Here is a 905-nt window from a genome sequence, read left to right on the forward strand (position 1 = left end):
GAAGCTTACAGCAGGTCGGGCGAATCCTATTCGCTGCGACATGCTGTAGGCGCGAAACTGCCGACGACACATGCCACAACGGGTGTATCAAGAATCCGCCGAATCGAATTCGATCGCAAATCCAGCGTCGATCGCGCTTCGCGCAATGAGATCGCTAAGTTCCCAATCCGTGAGTTCACAAGGCGGAAGCACTCTCCTCACGGCGTGATTGGCCTCGGATATCGAAATGCACGGCCTTTCGGCGTTGTCGATCAGGTATCGGACAATCGCTTGGCGAACCTCCGATGACGTCGGCGTCCGCGCGAGTTCGGGCATGTTCGGCCTACGAGTGGAGCTGCGGCGCTAAACCATCGGCTGTTTTTGTGTCGAATGCCACGGGCACGCCGTGAACGATGGACGCGGCGGCCAGTATCTCCTCCAGGTCGCGGTCGGTGGCCCTGCAGGTGGGGATGAGCGTCCGGATGGCGCGGATTGCCTGTGCGATGGAGAGAAAGCGTGCCTTTCCCCTGGAAAGGACGTAGGCTTCGGCGGCTCTTTCAACCGTGATGGAATGAAAAGAGTTGGTCATCTAGAATTCCTCCCTGAACCCTGACCAACATGGTTTACGGCAGGAATTCGGCAGCCATCAAGCCTATGTCCGATTCCGGACAGTCAGTCGGTGCCTATGCCGAAGTCACGTTGTTCCTCTTCGCCATAGGCACCGTGCGAGAGTTCGATCATTCCAGGTCGGTCGACAATGGTGATCTCGCCGCGCTTGGCATGAAGCAGCCCCCGATATTCGAGCATTTGGATGGCTGTGGTAACGCCGGGGCGACGGGTGCCAAGCATGGTCGCCAGAAGTTCATGCGTCAGGTAGATGACATCTCCTTCGGCGCGGTCGTTGACCATCAGCAACCAGCGGGCCA

The 905-nt window shown here is 58.3% G+C and carries 3 protein-coding genes; 1 reads left to right on the forward strand and 2 read right to left on the reverse strand.

What is annotated here, in order from left to right:
* Window positions 1-288 (forward strand): hypothetical protein (locus tag C7I87_RS35690; protein ID WP_210250686.1); only part of this gene is annotated, 288 nt, incomplete at its 5' end.
* A gap of 34 nt (window positions 289-322) precedes the next feature.
* Here C7I87_RS35690 and C7I87_RS34550 read toward each other — a convergent pair.
* Together C7I87_RS34550 and C7I87_RS34555 are read right to left on the reverse strand one after the other, a co-directional pair.
* Window positions 323-568 (reverse strand): hypothetical protein, encoded by a 246-nt coding sequence (locus C7I87_RS34550; RefSeq protein WP_149908408.1) that lies wholly within the window; start codon window positions 566-568, stop codon window positions 323-325.
* An 83-nt stretch (window positions 569-651) separates the two neighbouring features.
* Window positions 652-905 (reverse strand): helix-turn-helix domain-containing protein (locus C7I87_RS34555; protein ID WP_149908422.1); only part of this gene is annotated, 254 nt, incomplete at its 5' end.

Origin of the sequence: Mesorhizobium sp. SARCC-RB16n, from assembly GCF_008520305.1 — a bacterium.
Classification (GTDB): Bacteria; Pseudomonadota; Alphaproteobacteria; order Rhizobiales; family Rhizobiaceae; genus Mesorhizobium.